Source organism: bacterium SCSIO 12643 (assembly GCA_024398135.1).
Taxonomy (GTDB): domain Bacteria; phylum Bacteroidota; class Bacteroidia; order Flavobacteriales_G; family Salibacteraceae; genus CAJXZP01.
In genome coordinates, this window is sequence record CP073750.1 from 3,374,120 (window position 1) to 3,400,072 (window position 25,953).

The window sequence follows — 25,953 nt, forward strand, 5'->3', positions numbered from 1 at the left end:
TCACTGTTAGTTTAGCATTTTACGTTTGAATAACTCCAACGTTATATCTTTCTGTAATAGGTTTATGATTGGCCATTTCAATCCCCATAGAAACCCATTTTCTGGTATCTAATGGGTTAATAATAGCATCTAACCATAATCTGCTTGCCGCATAATATGGTGTCGTTTGGTTATCGTAGCGTTGTTTGATTTTGTTAAACAATGCTTCCTCATCTTCTTTTGATAGTTCTTCGCCTTTGGCTTTTTTGCTACTTACTTCGATTTGTAATAAAACTTTTGCAGCTTGAGCGCCTCCCATAACGGCTACCTGGGCAGATGGCCATCCCACAATAAGTCTAGGGTCATAAGCTTTACCGCACATTGCATAGTTACCTGCACCATAAGAGTTACCGACAACAATTGTAAATTTAGGAACAACTGAATTAGCCATAGCATTTACCAGTTTTGCACCGTCTTTAATGATCCCACCGTGTTCTGATCTAGAACCTACCATAAAACCTGTCACGTCCTGTAAGAAAACTAAAGGAATTTTCTTTTGGTTACAGTTCATAATAAAACGAGCAGCTTTGTCGGCAGAATCAGAATAAATAACACCACCAAATTGCATTTCACCTTTTTTACTTTTTACCATTTCTCTCTGGTTGGCTACAATACCTACAGCCCACCCATCAATTCTGGCGTAACCGGTGACAATACTTTTACCATAACCTTCTTTATACTCGTCAAATTCAGAGTTGTCTACCAAACGTTTAATGATTTCACGCATTTGATATGGTTTGGCATTACTTTCCGGTAGAATTCCAAAAATTTCGTTTGGATCAAATTGTGGTTCGGCAGATTCTTTTCTATTAAAACCAGCTTTTTCACTTGCTCCAATTTTATCCATCATTCTTTTGATGCGATCCAAGGCATCCTGATCATCCGCACATTTATAATCTACAACTCCGGAAATTTCGCTATGTGTTGTACCACCTCCTAAAGTTTCATTATCAATATCTTCACCAATAGCCGCTTTTACGAGGTATGAGCCTGCTAAGAAAATAGTACCTGTTTTATCTACAATTAAAGCTTCGTCACTCATGATCGGTAGATAAGCTCCACCGGCAACGCAAGAACCCATGACAGCAGCGATTTGTGTAATTCCCATGCTAGACATTTTCGCATTGTTTCTGAAAATACGCCCGAAATGCTCTTTGTCCGGGAAAATTTCGTCTTGCATCGGTAAGAAAACTCCTGCGCTATCTACCAGGTAAATAATAGGTAGATTATTTTCCATCGCAATTTCCTGAGCTCTCAAGTTTTTCTTACCTGTAATTGGAAACCATGCACCTGCTTTTACTGTAGCATCATTTGCAACAACGATACATTCTTTACCAGCAACATAACCAATCTTTACGATTACACCTCCGGCAGGACAACCTCCGTATTCCGGATACATTTCATCTCCAGCAAAAGCGCCAATTTCAATTTGCGGAGCATTGTCGTCTAATAAATATTCAACACGTTCTCTTGCGGTGAGTTTGCCCTGAGCATGTTGTTTATCAATACGTTTTTGTCCACCACCTAAGTAAACCTTTTCTAATTTTTGGTTAAGCTTGGAAACTTTAAGTTTATTTCGGTCTTCGTTTTTATTAAATTCTAGTTCTTCTTTTTTAGTCATATCCGAGATACTTATGTGCCCCAAATATACGTGTATTGAGTGGGATGTAAAGAGAAAAACTGGAGGTAAAATCTAAAATTAAACGCTTATGTGAAGCTTAGGTTTAGTTTTAATAAGTAATCCTCCGTTTCAGGTCCAAGATTGAATAGCGCATCAAAAATGGAAAGATCCGAAATAAATGGTTTGTCGTATGAAAAAACTTGTTGGTATTTAGGAAATGTAGTGGATTGTGGATGAGGCTTCTTTGAGGTATATATCGCTCTTAAATCATTTCGATCTATTGGATGAAAAGAGTGCGTAAATTGTTCTTGAACAGGTAATTGTAGACATCGTAAAATAACATGATGGATATCCATGTTGAATTTCCATAATGAATCGTATCTTTTCTGAAAGATAGGTTCTAAAAGAAACGCGTAATATTCGAAAAATGGAGAGGCTTGATATGCAGATACCAATGTTTTCCAGTGATCTCTTTGCCAGGATTCGATATTTGAAATTTCTACATCAGTTATTTTAATCTTTTGAGACCCTGACTTAACAGGAACGGTTAATGTTATAGGTCCATTGGCGCCATAAATTTTTGCTCTATTTCTAAAAGTTTGCTTTTGAAAATTCTCATGTGCATCTATAAATCGATCGAATTTTACCCAATAGGAATAATACGAAATTGGACCGGCATATAAAAGAGGAAAAATATGAGAAGAATCAGGTGTCATACTGAATAAAATAATGCGGTAAAACTAATCAAAATCATGTTTCAACAACCTTAAAATGATGTAAATTAGTAAGTGAAATAAAAGTTAAATCAAGAGCGTTTTAGAGCCTGTAGAACTTGATTTTTATGGTCTCTGATGCTAAACAAAAATTATATAGTTATGAGCAGTGAAGTGTTGCCAGTCGAAAAAAGAGTTTATGTAAAAGACTTAAGTTTTGATCATGAATTATGGGATAATGAAATGAAGTTCTACAGAAATGAACTTGAAATCTTTGATCACAGATTAGAACAGGATGTGGTTAGATTATCCGAACAAGAGGCTTTACGTGAACTCGAACATTTTCAAAATCAATTTATTCGCCAAAATGAGGTATTAGATATTTTGAACAAGAGAGTAAGACAAAATAGAAAAAGCATCACAAGAAATTCGGTTGATGGAGAGATCAAGAATAACGATGAGATTATCAATGAATATAACAGTTTAAGAGACGAATTCGAAACATTTGAAAGAATATATGCGGATTTAAAAAAGAACTTTTTAGATTTCAATCATAAACATTTTTAAAATTAACTCTTTAAGTTTTAGGCCCCTATTGAGAGATAGGGGCTTTTTTATGAAGTGAACATTGGAAAGTTTCCGGTTTTAGTATGAAATAAATATATATTCGAGTTTTAAAGCATAACGATGAAGTATCAAAAGGTGATCAAGGCAAATATTGTAGATATCCGTAATCGAAAAATTTATGGTGCAGAAATAGAAGTTGTTGGGGACAGGATTAAGGAAATTAGGAAGTCATCGGAACAATTTGATACCTATGTTTTACCTGGTTTTATTGATGCGCATATTCACATTGAGTCTTCCATGTTGGTACCTTCAGAGTTTGCAAGGTTGGCAGTGCCACATGGAACTGTTGCTACGGTTTCTGATCCACATGAAATCGCTAATGTTTTAGGTATAGATGGCGTGAAGTATATGATCAATAATGGAAAAGAAGTTCCTTTTCATTTTTATTTTGGCGCATCACCATGCGTACCTGCAACACCATTTGAGACCGCAGGAGCTGAATTGAATGTTCAGGACGTTGAAGAGTTATTGAAAATGGATGAGGTGAAGTATTTATCAGAAATGATGAATTGGCCTGGTGTTTTGCATCAGGATCAAGATGTAACTGCTAAAATTGATTTGGCAAAAAAATATAATAAACCTGTAGATGGTCATGCACCAGGATTAAAGGGCGAGCAAGCTCAAAAATATATTGAAGCCGGAATTTCGACCGATCACGAATGTTTTACGGAAGAGGAGGCCATAGATAAGTTGAAATTGGGCATGAAAGTTCAAATCAGACAGGGGAGTGCAGCAAGAAATTTTGAAGCGTTATTTGGGTTGATTGATAAATATTATGCGTCAATGATGTTCTGTTCGGATGATAAACATCCGGATGATTTACAGAAGGGACACATCAACGAATTGGTTGCTGAATCCGTTCGTAGGGGAAAGGATGTTTTTAAGGTGTTGCAAATGGCTTGTATTAATCCGGTAGATCATTATAAACTTGAAGTAGGCCAGCTAAGAGAAGGAGATTTAGCAGATTTTATAGAAGTGAACAACCTGGAAGAGTTTGATGTCATATCGGTTTGGGTAAAGGGTAGAAAAGTCGCGGAGAATGGGAAATCATTCATTAAAAGTGTACCAGTTGAAACTGTAAATAAATTTGGAATTTCACCAATTCAATTAAATGATATTGAGCTTTCGTCATCAACGGAAAAGGTAAATGTGATTGAAGTTTTAGACGGTGAGTTGGTGACAAACAAGATTACCGGAAATGCTGTTTTGAAAGAAGGGAAGCTCGAATCAAATACAGACGAAGATGTGCTTAAAATGGTTGTAGTAAATCGATATGAACAACATAAACCTGCCGTGGCTTTTATTCAAAACTTTGGATTAAAAAGAGGCGCTATCGCTTCATCAGTTGCTCATGATTCCCATAACATTATTGCTGTAGGTACTAGCGATGACGCTATTGTTAGATCGATTAATCTGATAATCGAAAATAAAGGTGGGTTATCAATAGTTGATGGTAAGGTTGAAAAGAGTTTATCTCTGCCGGTTGCAGGTATTATGTCTGATCAATCTGCAGAAACTGTAGCGCAGGAATATCACGAGTTATCATTAATGGCGAAAGCGCTTGGGAGTCCTTTGAGAGCACCATATATGTCATTGTCATTTATGGCTCTACTGGTAATTCCGTCTTTAAAACTTAGTGATAAGGGATTATTTGATGGAGATAAGTTTGAGTTTACAGATGTTATCGCTTAAGCTAAGATTTTTGATCAGATTCGATTAATTCCATAATCCCGGATACATCATGAGCTTCTATCCAATGATATGCAGGGTCACGCCTAAACCATGTGAGCTGTCTTTTTGCGTATCTTCTTGAATTTCGTTTAATCAATTCAATGGTTGTGTCGCGATCAGTTTTGTGCTCGAAATAATCGAAAAACTCTTTGTATCCTACAGTTTGGAGCGCATTGAGGTGTTTAAATGGAATTAAATTTCGACATTCCTCTTCAAGTCCCATATCAAGCATAAGATCAACCCTGGTGTTGATTCTTGCGTAGAGTTTTTGTCTTGGATGATCGAGAACAAATTTGATAGTACGGAATGGTCGTAAAGCTTTTTTTCCCGTTCGAAGCTCAGTATAAGTTTTATGGGTACTTAAACAAACCTCTAAAGCTCGGATGATACGTTTGGGATTTTGAGCATCTACAATTTGAGCATATTCAGGATCGAGTTTTTGAAGTTGTTCAAATAGAGGTGCTATTCCCTGTTGCTCAAATGTGGTATTTAATTCTTTCCTGGTCTCAGGATCCACGGAAGGCATCTGATCAAAGCCATTAACTACGGCATCAATAAATAGTCCCGAACCTCCAGTAAGGATAACAGAATCATATTTTTCGAATAGTTCGCTCAGTAATGGTAGAACAAGGTTCTCGAATTTACCTGCGTTAACTTCTTCCTGAATAGAGTGGGAGTCCACAAAATGATGTTTCACCCCATCCATTTCTTCTTTGGTAGGTTTCGCTGTTCCAATCGACATTTCTTTATAGAATTGTCTGGAATCACAAGAAATAACCTCTGTTCCTAGTTTTTTTGCAATTTCAACGCTTACAGATGTTTTACCACAAGCTGTTGCTCCGGTTATAACTATAAGCTGTTTCAAAAATCTAGTATGAAGGAAAGTTATTATCTAAATCCAAATCTAGATCGATGTCCCCAAAAGGATTTTCATCATCATCAGAATCAGGCATCATCTCGGATTTCATGGCACCAAATAAATCCTCAGCTGATTTTGAGTTTTGATCTGGAGCATCACCTACTGATAATAAAACGTTTGGATATTCTGTATCTGAAGAGAACTCACCTACAGAAACTACTTCAACGAAGAAGGTCCACATCAGTAAGAAGTCGAAGATGTACAACATTTTCTCTCCTGGCTTAGATAGGATATCCTGAAGCAAGGTATCACGCATTAAACGAACCTTTTGCTTATCGTCCATGCTCATATCCATCAGCATAATTTCGTCACCACGCTCCCATGAATCATCCGATTCATAAAATGAAGCCATTTGGGAGTTGTCAAAATTAAAGTGCTCCTGAATGGCCAGATGCAATTCTTCAAAATTGGCAGAAGCAGGCATTTCAATATCCCTAAATATATTGTTTTCTCCTTCTGTATCGACCAGAACTCTTAGTCTTAATGTTGTACTCATTGGTAATTTTAGTTTTCAAAACAAATGTATTAGCCTTTTACGACTTTTAGGCCAATTTGTTCCCCTAATTTAAGCATTAATTGAAAAGCTTCTTGTTTATCGTTACTGATGTCTCCTTCAAGGATAGCATCTTTTATTTGTGTTTTAATCGTACCAATTTCTCTACAGGGTTGTAGACCGAATGTTTTCATGATTTCTTCACCGGTAATTGGAGGTTGAAAATTTGTGATGCGATCTCTTTCCTCTACCTCTTTCATTTTGCTACGGACACGCACAAAGTTTTGACGATACTTGCGTACGCGATACGGATTTTTTGAGGTGATGTCTGCATCACATAAGGTCATCAAATCATCAATATCATCTCCAGCATCAAAAAGTAATCTTCGGACTCCAGAATCACTTACATCGTCATTCACGAGAGCAATAGGTCTGGAACTTAAATAAACCAGCTTTTTTACGTATTGAAGTTTATGATCCAGAGGGAGTTTTAAACGTCTAAAAATTTTGGTGATCATTTTTGCACCTACAGCCTCATGTCCATGAAATGTGAATCCCACTTTTTTATCGAACTTTTTAGTTGGTGCTTTTCCTATATCATGAAATAAAGCAGCGTATCTCAGCCAAATATTATCTGTGTTTTCCGAGATGTTATCTACCACTTCTAATGTATGATAAAAATTTTCTTTATGCGTTTGTCCCTCTTCTTCGGTAACTCCCTTTAACGCTGTTAGTTCAGGAATAAGAATCTTAAGTAGACCGGTTTTTTCCAGAAGCAATAAACCAATAGAAGGTTTAGAGGATAACATGATCTTTCCCAATTCGACATTGATTCGTTCTTTTGAGATAATATGGATGCGTTCTTTTTGGGAAGTTATTGCCTGAAACGAGTTTTTATCAATCTTAAACCCCAATTGAGATGCAAAGCGAATAGCTCGCATCATTCTTAATGGATCATCAGAATATGTTTTAATGGGATCTAGAGGAGTCCTTAAAATGCCATTTCTTAAATCATCAATTCCGTTGAAAGGATCAATTAACTGACCTTCTTTTTCACCACTTAATCCAATTGAAAGAGTGTTAATGGTAAAATCTCTTCGCTTTTGATCATCAGTTAAAGTACCCGGAGATACATAAGGTTTTCTGGAATTGAAATCATAACTTTCCTTACGTGCACCAACAAATTCATATTCCATTTCTTTGGACTTGATCATCGCAGTGCCGAAATTTTTAAAAATATTGACTTTCTTATGATGGAGAACTTTAGCTGTTTCCTTAGCCAATTCTATTCCATTTTGCGGAGTCACAATATCAACGTCCTTAGAATTACGATTTAATAATAAATCACGCACCCAGCCACCAATGACATATGAATCTATTTTTAGATTCTTTCCAGCCTGAACTACAGGTTTAAAAATTGGATGTGTTTCCGTAAGTTGATCAATACCAACGTTTTTTATTTGTTGGTACTTGTCTTCATCAAATTTAAAATATGGTTGATTGGTACTCATATACATCTTTAATGAGTGCAAAATTAAGCAAACACAAAGCTTACGAGTAGTTTATTAATTAGAAAGAATCACCGAGTATGATAATTAAAATTGAGGTTAGGTCATATTTGAAATTGAAATGGTACGGTTATTGAAATGCAACAGAATAATATTTCAATGAATAATACATTACGGATAGATTAATTTTTAAAGGTTAAATACAATGCATAAAAAAAGAGGAGTAACAAGCTCCTCTTTTGAACCTAACAAACTAAACCATTGAAAATTAATCTATCAAACCCCTAAAACGTAAAATTTGATTAATCTTTACTGGTAATTGCCTTACAAATAACGCACTTATTTCGGGTTCATGTTTTAAATATATGGTCAATAATTTTAAACATTTGGTAAAATTAGGTTTGTCCCGAATATGGAATTACAAAATTATTAGTTGTTTAGTGTGTGTGTAGGGAAATTTTATTAATGTATGGTGCTTTGGTTTTAGCATAAACCAAATAAAATGGATTCCAGTTTACGCTATTGGGTCAAAAATTGAAAGTATATAATCGATTATTTGGTCAGGATTTTAAAGATTTGATAATGTTAAATTATAATTCATCTAACTCCAGTTCAGTATAATCCCGCAGATTTTGAATGAGAAACTCATGCAGCTCAACGCTTTCAGGATGTGCTATTTTTTTTCCTGTTTTTCCGGCAAAATAAACTACGCTAAAAATGATGATACTGATAGGTAGTAGCCAGAGTGCAAGTGGAGGGTTTTCCATACTCCATTGACCTACTCCAATGATGGTTCCTCCAATACCTAAAACTCCAGCGATCGCATTAAAAAACATAAATACAGTCCATACGTTTGGTCTGGGGCCAATAAGACCTCTAATTAAAGTCCCTTTTTCATATTTCTCTAAATTAAGATCAAGTTGTGGCGACCAGAAATGTCGGTCTTTTTCAGGAAAGTCAACGACCACATGATATTTTAAAGCTGTACCAATGAATTTACGTTCCGGATCTTTAAAAATAGCTTTAAACTGTTCAGCTAGCTCTTTGGGTGGAGTTGGAACATAGTATCTAAAACGCGGTCTTAAATGATCGGACATGAATGGTTGATTTGATATTGATTGTTACAGGGAGTCGAAATTTAGGTAATTTTGATAAAGTGAGAATATTTTATTGACATAATTATATGCTTCAAAACCTCTACAGTAGCCATGTCTCACCACTGGATCTCTATAATACTCCTTCTGAGATAACCGCGTAATCATTTGGGCTACATTTTGATCCCATATAAGAGCGTTCAAGCCATTTTCTTTTGCAAGTCGCTGTGCATCCAATACATGACCTTTACCAATATTATATGAAGCCAAAGTAAATTTAATGGCTTGAATGGAGTCAGGGATAATTTCTTTCCAATAATCATAAAGTCTACCATTAAGTCGAACACCAAGTTCAATGTTCTTTTGTGGATTGACCATGTTGCTATCGTGTGAATTCAAATAAGCCGCTGTAGCTGGCATGATTTGCATTAACCCTTGGGCTCCGGCCCATGATTCTTTGTCGTTTTGAAAACCAGATTCCACGCTAATCTGAGCTGCCACTAATTTCCAATCCCATCCTATTTTTTGCGCATTTTGTTTGATTATGGCGTCATATGGGGAGATTTTACCATTTTCAAGGTTATAACCACTAAATGCTTTAGTGTTCATGTTTTTATTGTGCTTGAAATATTTGTTGTAAATGAATGCCCAGCTGGTTTTGTTTTTGTTATCTGCGATCCAATGGTTAATGGTATCCAATAATGCATTAGAATTTTTTGGAACAGCCCAGGCAATATTCTGGTTGAAACTTACTGGAGTTTTAATATCTAAATCGGGATAATAGCGTTGAAAAAATTTTGCGGTATACTCTTCAGTAATAGCGTATTTGATTTTTCCGGAACTGACCATTGACATTAAACTATCAATATCAATGCTTCCAGAGTAGGTGAGTACCCGAATACTATCTCCAATTTCATTTTGTAGACTGATAATTCTATCGAAATACGCGGAACCTTCTTCCACATAAACTTCTTTCCCTGCCAGTTGGGTTACATCACGTAGTACATGATCATCCAATTTTTTTGATGACATAGAAGCATAACCCTCAGGTTTTTTTTGAATTAAAACCTGATGCGTTTGAGTAATTGGGTTTGAAAAATCTACTCTTTTTTTGCGGTCTCCAAGAATGGTAAGTCCGGAAGCAAGAATATCTGCTTTTTTGAGTTCTAAAGAGTCTATGGCGTCAGGAATAGAAGGAATAATTCTGATTTCTAATCCAACGTTCAAACTTCTGGCAAACCGATTTAGTAGTTCATATTGATACCCCATGGGTTTGCCCTTATATATGAAATAGCTGGTTGGTGTATTATTTGTTATGGCTATGATTTTACCACGGGCGAGAATACTATCAAGGGAAATTCCTTCAGGTTGCGTAGTAATTTTTTGAGAAGTATTCCGATCAGTTTCACCGCTACATGAAAATATAAAGGCAATACAACATAAAATGAATATGGTTTTTAAAGATTTTATCAAGACGCTAATAGTTTTACTGTCGCGTAGAAGATAATCATTACTAAAACAATTACACCCAATACAGATAAAGCTCCTTTTGAGTGAACTCCCAAGTTTTTGATGTCACTTCTATATGCGAAAATCATAACGATTACAAATGCAATAAAAAATGCGATAGCGAAATATAATTGCCCTTCAGTGAATGCCATGTTCTATTTAAATTTTTCTAACTAATAATTGTGGACCTTCGGTTCCAATAACTTCAATTTGTTCTCCTTTATCGATATAAGTGCCAACTGAAAAAGCATCGTAATGTTGAGATTCTATTTCAATTTTTCCTGATGGTCTTAAGTCGGATATGGTAATACCCGAAATACCAACCATTTTATTTAATGACTGATCTACACTACTATAACCATCTTCTACTTCCTGACTTGATCTCAGAACCAATTTATCTAATCTACCAGATGAGAGCATTTTGGGTAATAGAATAATGGATAGAATAGCCATAAAAAGAGTCGCCATCAATACCACAGAGAATGAGAGTAAAATACCATCTAATTCAACCATAGAAAAGTCAAAATCAATATTTTTAACCATGCTCAATGTAAGTCCTGTCATGATCATAATAATGCCAAGAATACCTGTGATTCCGGTTCCAGGGATAATTAATATTTCTACAGCTAACGCAACGATACCAATAACAAAAATTACAATTTCCCAGTTTTGAGCCATTCCTTCTATGTAAAGTGGTGCGAAAAAGAGTAAAGCTCCAATAAATGCTGCTGCAATTGGAAATCCAATTCCTGGCGATTGCAACTCAAAGTAAATGCCACCAATCATGATCATGATTAAAAAGCCGCTGATCATTGGATGAATTAAAAAGCTAATGATTTTATCGATAGAAGATAATTTGTGATGAATGATTTGTGCATTTTGGAGATTGTTATCAACCAGTACTTCCTGTAGGTTGTTGACCTCTTTATCACAATATCCATGAGTTAGCGCCTCGGATACGGTGAAAGTAAGTAACTTGCCCTTTTTAGTGATTCCTTCAATTTCAAGATCCTCGTCAACCATAGCCTCAGCAATATCTGGATTTCGGCCCTTAACTTCCGCGGTCGCACGCATTTTACTACGAAAATAAGATTGGATTTTATCTGGAGCTTTTACTCCTTCTTGTGTAACAACTGTAGCGGCTCCTATTGTAGAACCTGGAATCATATAAATTTTATCACATGCGATTGAAATCAAAGCTCCGGCAGACGCTGCATTGTTGTCGATCAGAATATAAACCGGAATAGGACTATGTAATATAGCTGTCCGTATTGAATCTGCCATATCTACCGTACCTCCATAAGTGTCTAGTTCAATCATCAGATAATCGGCATTATTTTCTTTGGCTGCGTCAATTGCTTTTTGGAAGTTATGCCAGATAGGTTGTGCAATTTCTTCTTTGATATCAAAAACATAAACAATAGAAGAATCATTTGAAGCAAATGAAAGCAACCCATTTAGGATGAATAAACTAAATAATAATATGTTGCGGTACAGTTTCACGAGCGATAAAAGTAAGTCAATAACGGGAAAATCAGGGCAGAGATATCTGCAAAGTTTATTTATAGTGATGTAACGATTTGATATAATGGAGACCTAATTTGTAGGAAGAAAAAAGTTTAATTTTGGGCTCCTGAAATTGAAATAGGTAATAGAAAATATTAGATAAATTAAAGATGGATAGAATAAATCTAAAAGGGTTTCCGGTTCAATTAATTGATGATGTAGTGGAGCCAGGAGTGGTAGCGGAAGATGTAACATTCGTATCTAGAGATTTGAATGAAGTGAGTTTATATGACATTGAGGCCAATGTGAAAGTATTGATCTCGGTTCCAAGTTTAGATACTGGAGTATGTCAGGCTGAAGCAAGAAAATTTAATGAAGAGCTTGGTAAAAGAGATGGGGTGATGGGATTAATTATCTCTAAAGATTTGCCGTTTGCTTCTAAGCGTTTTTGTGATTCTGAAGGAATTCAGAATATTATGACTTTTTCGGACTACCGTTATGGAGATTTTGGAAAAGAGTTTGGAACAGAAATGGTAGAGGGTGCTTTGAAAGGTTTGTTGGCCAGAGTTGTTTTTGTATTAGATAAGGATAATAATGTCGTTCATACAGAAATGGCTAATGATATTTTAGAGGAGCCGGATTATGCAAATGTTCTAGCCAAAGTTGACGAACTGATTTAAGATAAAGATTACGAAATTTCATAAAATAAACGTAACTTTATCGGGTTGTTTGTAATATGAAATTATTGATAATCATAATATTTAGCATTTTTCCGTTTTTGGTTTTAGGTCAAAACGGGACAACGGTACATGCAAGGGTGATTGATGGAGATACCGTTCCGGAGATTACCCTTTCTTCTTTCCAGATATCAGCGAAAAGAACCTGGAAATCCAGAGCTGACTATAATAGATTCAAACGATTAGAAAAGAAAGTTGTTAAAGTATATCCGTTTGCACATTTAGCTGCGCAAAAATTGGAGGATTATGCTAAACAATTGGAAAAAGTTGAATCTGAAAAAGAAAAAAGAAAGTTCTATAAAAGAATCGAGCAAGAAATTAAAGACGAATACGAAGGTGAACTTCGTAAGCTTACCGTATCTGAAGGACGTATTTTAATTAAGTTGCTTGATCGTGAAACGGGAAACACATCCTATACGTTAGTTACAGAATTGAGAGGGAAATTTTCTGCATTTTTCTGGCAGGGATTGGCACGTGTATTTGGACATAATTTAAAGTCTGAATATGATCCCGATGGTGCAGATCGTGATATAGAGTTTATTGTAAAACGAATAGAAGCTGGGTTAATTAAGATTTAATAAGACGATCAGGATTTAAATTGACTTGGAATGTTGACAGCCGTATCGTAAAAAGACTGGTTTTAAACGATTTCATTTGATTAAATAAGCCTGACGAGTGTGGTATAAAACGTGCATTTCCTTTATGTTTGTATATCCAAAAAATGATACATTATATGTATAAAAATATTATCGTATTTGCCCTTGCTATGATTTCAATTCCTGTATTTGCTGGTAAATTGGAAAAGGGATTTGAGGCACTTTTGCAGTTCGATTATTTTAAAGCAAAAGAATATTTTGAGAAGAGTTTAGAAAAGCAACCTGCTGGATCTGCATTTGGTTTGTGCAAAGTATATGGAGCTGAAAAAAGTCCGTTTTTCAATGTGGATACGGCATATAAGTACATTTCAATTTGTGACAAAGCTTATAAATCGACACCTGAGAAAGAGTTAGTGGAACTAACAGGTTTGGAGATAAACCCTTCGACTATTAATGCGGAAAAGGTAAAGCTGGCGCCTTATTTTTTTGATAGAGCGGTAGATTCAAATTCTGTAGAGTCATTTCAGGAATTTATGGATGATCACCCTACATCGAATGAGTATGAAGAAGCCGAGAAATTGAGAAATCATCTGGCATATATAAGAGCTTTGGATATCAATACAATGGAAGAGTGGGAAATCTACATGAAGAATTATCCAAACGCCATTGATTTTCCCGCAGCTAAGAAGAGTTTCCAATTATTAGAATACCAGAAGTTGACCAGGAAAGATGATGCTTACAGCTATCAGGTATTTATTAAGAATAAAACAGACAATCCATATGTTGTTGATGCGCAGGATGAGGTATATAGAATTTATACGATGGATAAGAAACCTGAGTCCTATGAGAAGTTTATCAAAGAGAATCCGGAGAATAAGCATTTTAATGATGCCTGGAATTATTTATATAAGTGTAAGACCAGTAAGTTCACTACAGCAGCAATATCTGAGTTTATTATTGATTATCCGGAATATCCGAATCAAGATAAGCTAAAAGAAGATTTGGAGTTGTCTAAAACGATGTTTGTTCCTGCAAAAAAAGGAGATTTATGGGGATTTGTGGATACAGTAGGAAATTGGAAAATTAAACCGCAGTATACCTGGGTTTCTTCGTTTAACGAAGGTAAATCAATAGTGGGTTTTTTAGGAAAGACGGTTTTTATCAATAAGAGGGGAGGTTTAATATTCCCGCATTTATTTGATGATGCGGTACAGTTTGAAGATGACTTAGCTATCGTTGAATTGGAAGAAAAGTATGGCGTGATTAATTATATGGGAGATACCGTCATTCCAATTATTTATGATGAAATAGGTGAGTTTTCTCAAGGATTGATTTATGCAGGTGTGGATGGAAAATATGGGTACTTTAATGAAAAAGGTGAGGAGAAGATCCCGTTTATTTACCAATCGGCTTTTGATTTTAAAAACAATAAAGCAATCATTCAGCAGAATGATCAATATGGGGTTATTAATGTTTTAGGACAACCATTGTTGCAACCTGTTTATGAAAGAATTATTCCGGATAGTAATCAATATGTAATAAAGAAAGGAATGCTTTATGGATTGATTTCTGCATCTGGTGATACTTTATTGCCGTTTGAATATGATCAAATTAGTTCGTTTGTAGATGACCGCGCGATAGCTGTTAAAGGAGATAAGTATCAGTACATTAATGGTAAAGGTGAAGTAGCTTTTAAAGGCGAATATCCGTTTGAAGAAACTACAATGAATTATAGCAGTTATTATAATGGCTATGCACGTATAAAATCAAGAGGTAAAGTAGGTATTATTGATGTAGATGGAAAACGTGTATTTCCTGCAATATTCTTAGATGTGGGTATTTACGACTCTTTATTGACTCCGGTAAACAAAACAGGTAAGTGGGGATTTGCCAATAGTGAAATTGAATTATCGATACCTTATGACTATAGATATGCTTACAATTTTAAGTATGGTTATGCGGTGGTAGAGAATGATACGGCTCAAGCTTTAATTAATACTAATAATGAGTTTATTCTACCATTTGGATTTGATAAAATTGAGCAATTGGATAGTAACTATATTTTGGTAGAAAAGGCAGGTAAAAAGGGACTGGTAAACTACGCTAATGAGGTAATAGTACCAGTAGAATTTGATCAGGTGAATCAAAGTGGTGAGCAGATTTTGTCATTTGAAAAGGAAGATAAGATGGAATTGTTTTTACTGAGTTCTGGAAAAGTAATTTACAAAGAAGAATAGTTTAGTTCCTGGTAGGAATGAAGAGAAGGCATGTTGAGATTTTTGGAACGTCATAAGTTTGGGTTACTGGGTACGGTTTTGTTCCACTTTCTATTTTTATACATCGCGATGTATGTGTATTTACCGAGTCCGAAAATAGAAACGGAGCACGTGTTGGTAATCGATTTCCCGGAGTATAAGCCTGAAGAAGAAATCAAAGAAGAACGTGAGGAGGATCAGCAGCAGTCAAAACAAACAGATAATAACTCTAACAAAGCTGTAAATGAAGCTGCTCCTGATAATGTTGAAAAAGGAGATTATAATGAGTATAATAGAGAGCCAAGTTCAACAAGCAAAGAGAATTTTGAAAAGCAATTGGCAGAAGAGCTAAAAGCCCTGGAAGAGCAGGTTATTCAGGAACAAAGAGATGCTGGTTATGGGTATACACAGGAGCAAATAGATGATTTATTAGATGCTAAGAAAAATAAAGAATTGGATAAGGTCCCTGAACAAAAACCAAGGTCAGAATCGGCATATAAAGGAAATACGAATATTACCTATAAACTAAAAAACAGATTTGACACACATCTTCAAGTACCGGTATATATGTGCCAGTACGGAGGAGTCGTTGTAGTGAATATAGCAGTAAATCAAGATGGATATGTAGTCTCTGCAAAACTGGATGAGGAATCAACCAAAACTTCCGATCCATGTTTGATTGAGGCAGCTTTAAAAGGAGCAAAGAATACAAAGTTTAACCGAAAATCAACGGCAACCAAAATACAAAAGGGGAGTATTACCTATAGATTTTTGGAACAGTAGAGTAGAATAAACCTAACAAATGAGTGATAAATTAAATATTGCAGAGTTGGCTATTTCAGAACAAGTGATAGATCAACAAGTAGAGAATTTAAAAAACGGACCTAAAGAATTAAATCTAAAAAGACCTTGCACAGTAGGAGATGGAATTAGCGCCTTATCTGATGCTGAATTAAATCGATTAGTAGATGGCTATGAGGGTATGATTAATGGTAAAACAATATGTAGATTTACTCCAGCTTCTGGGGCGGCAACAAGAATGTTTAAGCACTTATATGAGGGTGACCACAATTCTGGATTGCTAAAAGAATTCTTAGATCGTATTCAAGGTTTTGCTTTCTATGAAGCACTAAATATTACAGATCATGATTCTGCTGAGCAAATTGTAAATAAAGTACTTGGAAGTGAAGGTTTAAATTATGGTAACCTCCCTAAGGCAATGATTGATTTTCATAAGTACCCTAATGAGGTTAGAAAGTCAATAGATGAACAACTGGTAGAAGGTGTTGCGTATGCGAAGTCAAATAATCTTGTTGATTTTCATTTCACAATTTCTGAAGAGCACAAAGAAATTGTTCAGGAACACTTAAATAAAGTGCTTTCGAAATATGAGGAAAAGTTGGAGACTAAAATTAACATTAGTTATTCAACGCAGCTTAAAAGTACCGATACTGTAGCTTTGGATGTTGATAACAAGTTAGTGTATCAAGAAAATGGAGACTTACTGTTAAGACCAGGTGGGCATGGTTCTTTGATTCATAATTTGAATCAAATGGACGCTGATGTGATTTATGTAAAGAACATCGACAATATCGTAAGAGAAGAAAAGCAGCCGGAAATAATTAAATATAAAAAAGCACTTGGGGCTAAATTGATAGAACTTCAAACTACTGTTTTTAAATATTTAAATGAATTAGAAACTCAAGAAGTATTATCGGATCGTTTAAGTGAAATGGCAGATTTTATCAGAGAGGAATTGAATGTAGATGTAAGTGCTAATCAAGAAGAAATATTTCAAAAATTAAATAGACCAATTCGTGTATGCGGTATGGTTAAGAATGAAGGAAAAGCTGGAGGAGGCCCATTTTGGGTGGATGATTCTGTTCAAATTGTAGAAAGTGCGCAAATGAATTTGGATAAACCTGAAGTACTGGCAATGTTAGAGAATGCGACACATTTTAATCCGGTAGATTTAGTCTGTGGAATAAAAGATTATAAAGGTCACAAATTTAATTTAGCCGATTTTATTGATCCAGAGACCTTCTTTGTGGCGTCAAAATCTTATATGGGAAAAGAGATTAAGGTTTTAGAACATCCGGGCCTTTGGAATGGGGCTATGGCGAATTGGAATACCGTATTTGTAGAGGTCCCGGTATCAACTTTTCATCCTGTTAAAACGGTAAATGATTTGCTTGCTGAAGCGCATCAGGCTTAGTGAGTTATTGCATCACATTTTAATTTAGTTTTTATTAAAATGTGATGCAATAAAATATAGAAAATCATGTTATATTTGCAGCTGTTTGACCAACCCTAAAAGAGGTTTAACCGTTTAAATAAATGATGATTGTATTGAAAAATTAAACACCCTAGATTAATGAAAATTTTGATACCCGAAGTGTTTTGAGTTAGAATAACTCTAAAATCTGTGTAAATAGTAAAATATTAATTGCAATAATTTTTTTGCAGCTTAAATCCTAGTATGAAGTAAACTGCATAAGTAGTTTACAACCCTTTAATAAACCACAAAATCAATGCAAATGCAGAGACAACTGAGCCTTAGAGAACGTCAAGTTTTAAAATTAATGTTGGCGGAGTACACCCAAAAAGAAATATGCGCAGCATTAAACATTCATTCCAGTACAGTTAGTACTATGAAACAAAAAATCATGGAAAAATGGGATGTAACCACAATGGTGGGAATGGTTAAAGAAGCCATAAAACGTGGGTATTTAGAAATTGAGAGTTTTACTCCCGTAATGAAAATTGTTCGTTAACTAAATAAAGGAAAAGTTTCTTCTCTAATGTGGTCAATTTTACCATTTTGGAGATGAAATTTTTCCCAGTGCGTGGATAAGTCCTGAGCCCACATGTATTGTAATATTTCTTGTAGTTGATCCTGGATTCTTTTTGATGATAGGGAAGAAATATATGTTTTGATTTTTTGATCAATCTGTTCCTTTTTCGAATGCGGAAGAATTTGGATGTTATAATGTATAGGACGCTCTAAAATATTGATGTAAAGACCTTTTTCTGAAATCATGTGATTATCAAGAGTGTATGAGATTAAATCTGTGATGCTTTGAATATTTAAAACAGAAATTGTGGGTGAAATTTTGAATTGAATATTGGGAATAGATTGAATGCGATTAAAGTTTTGGATAACTTTATTCCATTTACTCCCGCTTCTTATATAGGTGCTTAGAGGGCCTATAGCATCCAGACTAGCCATAACTTCTACGGATTCAAAATTTTGCCATAATTCAAGCACATCATGCTGTTTGTATTTTAAGAACGTGAAATTGGTATTGTATCTGAGTTTAACTTTAGTTTGACGCTGTTCTATAAGCCAATTAAGAAGAAGATAATGTTCTTCAGTTACCAAAGGTTCTCCACCAGCAAAATAAATCTCCTTTGCATTCCGTAAGTAAGTCCCAAGTTCGGCTATGAAACGATGAAAATCCTGAATGTTTTGGATTACGGCTTTTTGTCCTTTTTGAGTTTTTAGCTTTTTTGCATCCTCAAACCAGGATGAACTGGCTCCATGCCAACACGTTCTACATTTTAGGTTACACACATTCGAAAAACGAATATCAAAGTAAATGGGAACAGGGCTGTCTAATGAAATATCTAAATGAGCAAATTTTTCATAAGTCTCCTGACGGATACTTTTTCCTCCAGCGGCTTCCAGATTTACACATTGTGCACACCTTTTATCAGGTTCACCATTTAAAAAACGGGATCTGAGTTTTTGAATAGATTCTCCATTCCAAATATCCTCAAAAGGAGAAGTGTTGATATTTCCAAAAGGAATATTTGCAACACAACACGCTTTCGCTAATCCATTATCTCCTACATGAAAATGAATCCATGGCATTAAACAGTATGGTTTGGAGTTCTCCATTAATGCAAATAAAAGACAAATAAGAGCAGTAATAAATTCAGTTAGACCAGAATTTTATTCTTTGATTAATTCTATTTTTGGAGGGAACATAAAGGACAAAAATGATTACAGTAATATCACCGGCAAAGACATTGGATTTAGAGACAAAAGTGGAATCTGAGATTAAGTCTTATCCAAAGTTTAATGCGGAACCTGAACGATTAATTAAAAAACTGAAAACTTTATCCAGAAAGAAAATCTCCAATTTAATGTCTCTAAGTGAGAAATTATCTGATTTGAATTATCAGCGTTATCAAATGTGGTCACCTGAGCCGTCAGAGGAAATGGTTAAGCAAGCTGTTTTGATGTTTAAAGGTGATGTGTATCAGGGGTTAGAAGCTGAAACATTTACCGATGAGGAGTACCATAAGGCACAGGAGAACCTTAGAATATTGTCGGGTTTGTATGGATATTTAAAGCCTATGGATTTGATTCAGGCTTATAGATTGGAAATGGGAACTAAACTACCGGTGGCCAGAAAAAAGAACTTGTATGAGTTTTGGGGAGATAAAATTGCAAAGGAGATTAATAATGAATTGGAAGGTCATAAGCAGAAATATCTGATAAATCTGGCGTCAAATGAATACTTTAAAGCAGCAAACGAAAGGAAAATTAAATATCCGATAATTACTCCGGTATTTAAAGATGCTAAAAATGGAAACTATAAAGTTATTTCTTTTTTTGCTAAGCGTGCAAGAGGTGTAATGGCGAGATGGATCATTCAAAATAAGATTGAGGAGCCAGAAAAATTAAAGTTGTTCGATCAGGATGGATATTATTACAATGATCTTTTAAGTTCTGATAAAGAGATTGTCTTTACCAGAGAAGAAATGCAATAAAAAAAGCTCCTAACACATTTGTTAGAAGCTTTATCCATTAAACATAAAATCTCTACAATCGGATTTTAGGTGGTTTTAAGATGATATGTGAGGGGAGTAGTTTTATATTAAAAAAACTGCCCTACCTAAATGGTAGGACAGCCCTCACCTAAAACATAACCTAGAATTATACAATCCACGTTATTATGAAATTATTACAGCGTTTGGGTATAAGTTTTTCCAGTAATCAAACCTGGTCATATCTTTTAATGTGATGATCGTTTTATGATCTAATCTAATTCTTACTTTCTTTTTGATTGTATCTGTGATTGAACTCTTTGAATTTTTCATAGTTTCTAATGTTTTAGTGATTTATGTTTTAATTTAATTTGACTCTTTGCAATACATTACGAGTATCAAAAGGATATAGTTTCTATTGGGTTCTGTTTTTAACGGATGTTAACAATCGAAGCGATTTTTTGGATGAAACGTTTAAATGTTTGGTCAAAATGTAACCTGTACGTCATTTATTTTGATGACCGTAAACAGAATTTGTAAAATCATGAATAAAATGTAGATTGCATCCCTCTATCAAAACAAAATATTCGATGAATAAATTTTTACCTGGGGTAATGCTGGGCGTTATTCTATTTGCTACGACTCAACTTTTTGGAAATAATCACCATCTGCTAAAGTTAAAATCAGGAAACTATACTGTTGAAAGTAATATCAAAGACTTGGATTTTAAGCAATTTGAAAAATCTAAGTACAATGGTTACTATTATTTGTTACTTAATTTTAATTCAATTCCAACAAATGATATGAAGCGTGAACTTTTTCATGCAGGTGTAGAATTATTGGATTATTTACCTCACAATACATTTCTATCTAAGATTAAAATGGGGGTAGGTGTTGATGTTTTAGATGCATATGATATTTATGGCGTATTGGCTGTTGAGCCAAAACATAAATTGAGCTACGATTTATCTATTGGACGTTATCCGGAGCACGCTTTAAATGGTAAAAAAATTCAAGTGGTGGTAAAGCACCATCCGGATATTTCGGGTGAAGAAATGGATCGTTTTTATAGAAGTTTAGGAGCTAGTATAAAAGGACATTATGAGTTTTCATCATTAACAACTGTGGAGATTAATATAGATGAAGTTATTGCAGTGGCAAAACATCCATTAGTTAAATATATCGAGCCAATTGCCCCAGAGGCGGTACCTGAGGATGTTGTTGGGCAAAGCAATCATAGAACCAATTACATTTCTAATCCTACGATTAATAATGTTCCTTATAATGGAGAAGGTGTTTGGTTGGCCATTGGAGATGATGGCGAACTCGGACCTCATATTGATTATGCAGGAAGGATGGATCAGAGTTCAGCAGGACCAAGCACAGGAAACCACGGAGATCATGTAGGCGGAATTATGATGGGAGCCGGTAATGTGGATCCGGATGCACGCGGAATGGCATGGGGTGCGGACATTAAGGTATATGATGTTTGGGATGCAGTGAATAGTACACCAACATCCTATTTTAATCCGGGAGTTGTGGTGACGTCAACATCATATGGAAACGGGTGTAATGCAGGATATACCGGGTTTGCTCAAACTGCAGATCAGCAAGTGAGAACCATGCCGAATTTAATGCATGTCTTTTCCGCAGGAAATTCAGGTTCTTCAGATTGTGGATATGGTGCAGGATCAGGATGGGGAAATATCACAGGTGGAATTAAAGCTGGAAAAAATGTGTTGGCTGTTGGTAATGTCACTTTTACAGATGGATTAGCTAACTCAAGTAGTAGAGGTCCTGCGAGTGATGGTAGAATTAAACCGGATATATGTGCCAATGGGACACAAGTATATTCTTGTTTCCCGAATAACCAATATGTGAATAATACCGGAACATCTATGGCGGCACCTGGAGTTTCAGGAACATATGGTGCTTTGGTGCATGCGTATAGAGAATTGAATGGAGGAGTTACACCTCCATCTGCTTTGATTAAAGGTGCCATGTTGAATACCGCAGATGATTTGGGTAATGTAGGTCCAGATTTTAAGTTCGGTTGGGGACGTTTGAACGCCAGAAAAGTTTTGGAAGTATTCGAAAATAATACGTATATGCTGGATTCAATTTCCCAATCCGGATCGAATCAGCATAGTATTGTGGTTCCAACAGGTGTGAAACAGATGAAGGTCATGATATATTGGAATGACTACGAGGCAAGCGCATCGGCCAGTCAGGCTTTGGTAAATAATATAGATATGGGGATTGCAACTCCTGCTCCTAATCAACAATATCTGTTCCCATATGTTCTGGATCCAACACCAAACCCGACTAATTTGGATTTACCCGCCACATACGGTACAGATAGTTTGAATAATATGGAGCAAATTGTGGTGGATAACCCCGCTTCAGGTACTTACAATGTATTAGTAAGTGGTGTGTCAATACCTCAAGGCCCACAGAAATATTATATAATTTATGAATTTATCACCGAAGATATTATTGTAACTTACCCTACTGGTGGGGAGCATTTTGCAACAGGAACAATGGAAACTATAAGATGGGATGCACCATCTGGAACAAATTCATTTACAATAGAGTATTCTACGGATAATGGAGTTTCATGGACACAAATTTCTAATTCAGTCAATGCGGATAGAAGATATTATAATTGGACGGTTCCAGCGTGGATTACAGGTGATGCTTTAATTCGAGTTTCTAGAAATGGAGTAACCGGACAATCTATGATGCCTTTTAATATGATCGGTGTACCTACCAATTTGTCTGTAGTGAGTTCTTGTCCGAATGAGTTTGAGTTATCCTGGGACCCCGTTAGTGGCGCCACTGAGTATGAAGTAAGTGTATTGGGGAATAAATACATGGATTCTGTAACAACAGTTTCGACCACTAGTGCCGTTTTAACAGGTTATTCTGCATTAAACACCTATTGGGTGAGTGTAAGAGCTAAAGCAAATGGAGTGGTAGGGAAAAGAGCTTATGCCATTGAAAAAACACCTGGAGTTTGGAATTGTGTAATTTCTGATGATATAGAACTGAGTTTATTAGCTCCATCCGGTAATGCGTTGTTTGATTGTTATAGCATTTCGAATCAAGATGTTCAAGTGAGACTTAAAAACAATGGAACACAAGCTGTTAACACGGTTGATTTGTCCTATCAGTTCAATGCGACAGCAGTAAATAGTGAAACATATACAGGTACTATTTCTCCAGGGGATTCTGTTGATTTTACTTTTTCACAAACCATATCAATTCCATCTATTCCGATTGCGCATAGCCTGGTCGTATGGAAAGACATTCCTGATGGAAACCCATTAAATGATACGGTAAGGAATGCGTTTGAAGTGTATTCAGGGACAACAATTAACTTACCATATATTGAGGATTTTGAAACGTTTAACAACTGTGCCACAACGAATAATTGTGGTCTTACACAATGCCCATTAATTGCGGGGTGGACCAATGTGGAAAACGGTGTGTATGATGATATTGATTTTCGAGTTAATAATGGAACTACACCTTCACAAGGAACAGGCCCTTCCATGGACCAGGCTCCGGGTACATCGTTTGGGAAATATTTATATCTGGAAGCATCAGGTAGTTGCGATGGAATGGAAAGTCAATTGTATTCTCCATGTATTGATTTAACGAACTCAGCACACCCTGAAATGTCTGTATGGTATCATATGAACGGGGCGGAAATGGGAGAATTACATTTTGATGTATATGCAAATAATACGTGGAATAATGATGTGGTACCAATGATTTCTGGTGATAATGGCAATTTATGGAAGGAACAGAAAATTGATTTATCATCATATGTTGGAGGTGTGGTTACCATTAGATTTAGAGGAATAACAGGAAGTGGTTGGAGAAGTGATATTGCAATAGATCATTTCTCTGTAATAGAGAATGGAATTGGTATTTTGGCGGATACGATGCCTTGTTTTGCAGATGGTGCGGTAACGATTAATAATACACCAATTACTGGAGGAACGAATTATACCTGGAACTTCGGGACCGATGCAAATCCTGCAACAGCATCGACTGCTGGACCGCATACTGTAACGTATTCCTCAAAAGGGATGAAAACAATTCAGTTATCTGTGACTGTAAACGGAACGGTTGAAAGTACTTCATTAGATATCCAATTAGTTGATTTACCAGTGTCTTCATTTACTTCTGTTTATAATTCTTCAAACAATACTGTAGAGTTCACAAATACTTCTCAGGACTATGCTTCATCATTATGGGACTTTGGTGATGGGAATACGTCAACTCTTGACAATCCAGTTCATACATATGCTGCGATAGGGTATTATGATGTGACACTAACAACCACAAATAGTTGTGGAGATCATGTGTTGAAACAAAAAATTGAGAATTTCCCACTTGGAGTTACTGGTATAGGAAGAACAGATTACGGTATTTTGGTATATCCAAATCCTGCAAGTGATCAATTAACATTGCAAGTGAATGGAGCTGAAAACGGAGAAGGGGAAGTTGTGATATATGATATTAAAGGAAACCAGGTGTATAGAGATGATGTAGAGATAAACTCAGGACGTCAGGAGTATGTGATTGATTTGAAAAGCTTGAGCAAAGGTGTTTATGTTTTGAGTTATAAATCAAATCAATTTTCGGATAAACTGAGAGTCGTAATCCAGTAAATCAACATTTTAAATTTGAAAACAGCAGTCGGGTAGTAATTATAGAATCGTAAAAAAATTGTAAATTCGTGGTTATTAAATAATAAACCTAATAAACAAACACTATTATGAAAAAAGGATTACTATTATTGGCAGTTGCTGCATTTGCATTTACCGGGTGCGATAAAGTTGCTAATATTGAAAATTTTGCGATTAGCAATACATTTGAGGAAAAGGTAACTTTGGATGTAACTGATGCTGATCCTAATGCGTTCAGCAAAGACTTTACAATCGATGCTGCTTCAGACAGTGATTTTAAAAACAACCTATCTAATATCTCTAGTTACGGCATTAAGAAGTTGACGTATAGAGTAAGTTCTTTCACCGGTGATGATGCGACTACAGCAACTGGAATGGCGCAGTTTTATGAGGGAAATACAGCTATTGGAGCGCCAATTGATATGGGCTTAATATCTTTTAAGGCTTTAGCGAATTCTGGGAATATCACTGAAATTTCGGTAAGTAATGAATTAAAGAAAACCATTGAACAAAAATTATTGGACAATAATTCAATTACTTTAAGAGTTACTGGAGTAATTAGTAACAAACCAATGAAAGCTGATTTTGTGATTTCTATGGAGATTGAAGCTTTAGTTCGCGTTTAATTACATTTAATTTTAATAGTTAAAAAATCCCTGAAGTTGTTCTTCAGGGATTTTTTTATACCATTGTTTCTGGATTATTAGCAAGATGGGAAAAATACTTGGAATTGATTTTGGATTGAAACGAACAGGTTTGGCGATTACCGATGATTTGAAAATTATTGCAAGTGGGCTTGACACGGTTCCTTCAGACCAACTTATTGATGTGCTAAAACGTTATGTGGATAATGAAGCGGTAGAATGTTTTGTGATTGGACAAGCGCGCAGAGGTAGTGGTGAATTGTCAGCTATTGAAGCTAATATTTTGGAATTAATAAAAGTCTTAGAGCAAAAATTTCCGCAAGTTGAAATTAAACGACAAGATGAGCGTTTTACGTCCAAGTTAGCTTTTGATGCTATGTTGCTGGGAGGTGTAAAGAAAAAGGATAGAAGAAATAAGCAAAAAGGGCTTGTTGATAAGGTAAGCGCTACATTAATTTTGCAGGCATTTATAGAGAATCGATAAG

The 25,953-nt window shown here is 35.5% G+C and carries 23 protein-coding genes; 12 read left to right on the forward strand and 11 right to left on the reverse strand.

Features of this window, described 5'->3' with window-relative positions; translation table 11 throughout:
• Window positions 1-19: 19 nt before the first annotated feature.
• Both KFE94_14810 and KFE94_14815 read right to left on the reverse strand, forming a co-directional pair.
• Entirely contained in the window at window positions 20-1,660 is a 1,641-nt protein-coding gene (locus tag KFE94_14810) for an acyl-CoA carboxylase subunit beta (protein ID UTW65911.1), read from the reverse strand.
• 86 nt (window positions 1,661-1,746) lie between these two features.
• Complete coding sequence (locus KFE94_14815; protein ID UTW65912.1) at window positions 1,747-2,376, reverse strand: WbqC family protein; 630 nt, start codon at window positions 2,374-2,376, stop codon at window positions 1,747-1,749.
• A 159-nt stretch (window positions 2,377-2,535) separates the two neighbouring features.
• Here KFE94_14815 and KFE94_14820 point away from each other — a divergent pair, with 159 nt between their 5' ends.
• Both KFE94_14820 and ade read left to right on the forward strand, forming a co-directional pair.
• Window positions 2,536-2,940: a hypothetical protein gene (locus KFE94_14820; protein UTW65913.1), complete on the forward strand. Its 405-nt coding sequence runs from the start codon at window positions 2,536-2,538 to the stop codon at window positions 2,938-2,940.
• Between the two features lie 120 nt (window positions 2,941-3,060).
• Window positions 3,061-4,692, forward strand: coding sequence for an adenine deaminase (gene ade / locus KFE94_14825; GenBank protein UTW65914.1), 1,632 nt, complete (start codon window positions 3,061-3,063; stop codon window positions 4,690-4,692).
• 1 nt (window position 4,693) lies between these two features.
• On the opposite strand, the gene miaA is transcribed toward ade, so the two are convergent.
• From miaA to KFE94_14860, 7 genes are all read right to left on the reverse strand, one after another.
• Window positions 4,694-5,596, reverse strand: a complete 903-nt coding sequence (gene miaA, locus KFE94_14830) for a tRNA (adenosine(37)-N6)-dimethylallyltransferase MiaA (GenBank protein ID UTW65915.1) — start codon at window positions 5,594-5,596, stop codon at window positions 4,694-4,696.
• Between the two features lie 4 nt (window positions 5,597-5,600).
• Window positions 5,601-6,146 carry a hypothetical protein gene (locus KFE94_14835; GenBank protein ID UTW65916.1) on the reverse strand — a complete coding sequence of 182 codons (546 nt, stop codon included), beginning with the start codon at window positions 6,144-6,146 and terminating at the stop codon, window positions 5,601-5,603.
• Window positions 6,147-6,175: 29 nt separating this feature from the next.
• Window positions 6,176-7,654: an HD domain-containing protein gene (locus KFE94_14840; GenBank protein ID UTW65917.1), complete on the reverse strand. Its 1,479-nt coding sequence runs from the start codon at window positions 7,652-7,654 to the stop codon at window positions 6,176-6,178.
• 587 nt (window positions 7,655-8,241) lie between these two features.
• On the reverse strand, window positions 8,242-8,748 hold the full coding sequence (locus tag KFE94_14845; GenBank protein ID UTW65918.1) for a hypothetical protein: 507 nt from the start codon (window positions 8,746-8,748) through the stop codon (window positions 8,242-8,244).
• 24 nt (window positions 8,749-8,772) lie between these two features.
• Complete coding sequence (locus KFE94_14850; protein UTW65919.1) at window positions 8,773-10,218, reverse strand: transporter substrate-binding domain-containing protein; 1,446 nt, start codon at window positions 10,216-10,218, stop codon at window positions 8,773-8,775.
• Window positions 10,215-10,406, reverse strand: coding sequence for a hypothetical protein (locus tag KFE94_14855; protein ID UTW68316.1), 192 nt, complete (start codon window positions 10,404-10,406; stop codon window positions 10,215-10,217). Before KFE94_14855 ends, KFE94_14850 begins: the two co-directional genes overlap by 4 nt.
• A 7-nt stretch (window positions 10,407-10,413) precedes the next feature.
• A complete protein-coding gene (locus tag KFE94_14860; GenBank protein ID UTW68290.1) occupies window positions 10,414-11,739 on the reverse strand; it encodes a nodulation protein NfeD in 1,326 nt (441 codons plus the stop codon).
• Between the two features lie 191 nt (window positions 11,740-11,930).
• Here KFE94_14860 and tpx point away from each other — a divergent pair, with 191 nt between their 5' ends.
• The 6 genes from tpx to KFE94_14890 all read left to right on the forward strand — a co-directional run bounded on the left by tpx (window position 11,931) and on the right by KFE94_14890 (window position 18,122).
• Window positions 11,931-12,440 carry a thiol peroxidase gene (tpx, locus tag KFE94_14865; protein UTW65920.1) on the forward strand — a complete coding sequence of 170 codons (510 nt, stop codon included), beginning with the start codon at window positions 11,931-11,933 and terminating at the stop codon, window positions 12,438-12,440.
• A gap of 56 nt (window positions 12,441-12,496) precedes the next feature.
• Complete coding sequence (locus tag KFE94_14870) at window positions 12,497-13,075, forward strand: DUF4294 domain-containing protein (protein UTW65921.1); 579 nt, start codon at window positions 12,497-12,499, stop codon at window positions 13,073-13,075.
• Window positions 13,076-13,230: 155 nt separating this feature from the next.
• A complete protein-coding gene (locus tag KFE94_14875) occupies window positions 13,231-15,330 on the forward strand; it encodes a WG repeat-containing protein (GenBank protein ID UTW65922.1) in 2,100 nt (699 codons plus the stop codon).
• A 30-nt stretch (window positions 15,331-15,360) separates the two neighbouring features.
• Window positions 15,361-16,131 carry an energy transducer TonB gene (locus KFE94_14880; protein UTW65923.1) on the forward strand — a complete coding sequence of 257 codons (771 nt, stop codon included), beginning with the start codon at window positions 15,361-15,363 and terminating at the stop codon, window positions 16,129-16,131.
• A 19-nt stretch (window positions 16,132-16,150) separates the two neighbouring features.
• Window positions 16,151-17,563, forward strand: a complete 1,413-nt coding sequence (locus tag KFE94_14885) for a DUF4301 family protein (protein UTW65924.1) — start codon at window positions 16,151-16,153, stop codon at window positions 17,561-17,563.
• Between the two features lie 322 nt (window positions 17,564-17,885).
• The gene (locus KFE94_14890; protein UTW65925.1) at window positions 17,886-18,122 is read left to right on the forward strand and encodes a helix-turn-helix domain-containing protein; all 237 of its coding nucleotides are present in this window, start codon (window positions 17,886-17,888) and stop codon (window positions 18,120-18,122) included.
• On the opposite strand, the gene KFE94_14895 is transcribed toward KFE94_14890, so the two are convergent.
• Complete coding sequence (locus KFE94_14895; GenBank protein ID UTW65926.1) at window positions 18,119-19,249, reverse strand: twitch domain-containing radical SAM protein; 1,131 nt, start codon at window positions 19,247-19,249, stop codon at window positions 18,119-18,121. The two genes, KFE94_14890 and KFE94_14895, sit on opposite strands and share 4 nt — an antisense overlap.
• A 101-nt stretch (window positions 19,250-19,350) precedes the next feature.
• Here KFE94_14895 and yaaA point away from each other — a divergent pair, with 101 nt between their 5' ends.
• Entirely contained in the window at window positions 19,351-20,127 is a 777-nt protein-coding gene (yaaA, locus tag KFE94_14900; GenBank protein ID UTW65927.1) for a peroxide stress protein YaaA, read from the forward strand.
• A 183-nt stretch (window positions 20,128-20,310) separates the two neighbouring features.
• On the opposite strand, the gene KFE94_14905 is transcribed toward yaaA, so the two are convergent.
• Complete coding sequence (locus KFE94_14905) at window positions 20,311-20,457, reverse strand: hypothetical protein (GenBank protein UTW65928.1); 147 nt, start codon at window positions 20,455-20,457, stop codon at window positions 20,311-20,313.
• Between the two features lie 257 nt (window positions 20,458-20,714).
• On the opposite strand from KFE94_14905, the gene KFE94_14910 reads away from it, so the two are divergent.
• The 3 genes from KFE94_14910 (at window position 20,715) to ruvX (ending at window position 25,952) form a co-directional block, all read left to right on the forward strand.
• On the forward strand, window positions 20,715-24,806 hold the full coding sequence (locus tag KFE94_14910; GenBank protein ID UTW65929.1) for a S8 family serine peptidase: 4,092 nt from the start codon (window positions 20,715-20,717) through the stop codon (window positions 24,804-24,806).
• Between the two features lie 107 nt (window positions 24,807-24,913).
• Complete coding sequence (locus KFE94_14915; GenBank protein ID UTW65930.1) at window positions 24,914-25,450, forward strand: hypothetical protein; 537 nt, start codon at window positions 24,914-24,916, stop codon at window positions 25,448-25,450.
• An 85-nt stretch (window positions 25,451-25,535) separates the two neighbouring features.
• Complete coding sequence (ruvX, locus tag KFE94_14920) at window positions 25,536-25,952, forward strand: Holliday junction resolvase RuvX (GenBank protein UTW65931.1); 417 nt, start codon at window positions 25,536-25,538, stop codon at window positions 25,950-25,952.
• Window position 25,953: the final 1 nt, after the last annotated feature.